The organism is Arthrobacter sp. Y3221157 (assembly GCF_059089865.1).
In genome coordinates this window covers 1-358 of record NZ_JBNHFD010000237.1, presented here as the reverse complement: position 1 = coordinate 358, position 358 = coordinate 1, and the positions used below count along the sequence as shown (strand labels likewise).

Below are 358 nucleotides of genomic sequence, written 5' to 3'. Positions count from 1 at the left end.
GGTTCTACTTCGTCACCGGCCAGATGGACCACCTCGACGAGGTCGTCCAGAACGCCGCCGACGAATACGCCGCGAACCTGGCCCGGCTCGGCAACGTTGCCACCGCCCTGCGCGTCAGCATCCCTTCCGCTTAACCGTGTTGATCCGTCACAACTAGGAGACACACCAATGCAATCTGTACAGAACATCCAGGACATCGTCACCGGCGACCAAATCGACCCCCGGTCCTTCCGGAACACGCTCGGCCACTACGCCTCAGGGATCACCATCATCGCCGGGCTTGCCGGGGACGAACCCATCGGGTTCACCTGCCAGTCGTTTTACAGCGTCTCAACCGAGCCTCCCCTGGTGTCCTTCA

1 protein-coding gene is annotated in these 358 nt (G+C 61.7%); it reads left to right on the top strand.

Annotated elements, in window-relative coordinates; translation table 11 throughout:
- Window positions 1–168: 168 nt before the first annotated feature.
- Window positions 169–358, top strand: a 190-nt coding sequence (locus tag AC5RTT_RS20830; protein ID WP_494146743.1) for a flavin reductase, incomplete at its 3' end; no start/stop codon positions are given.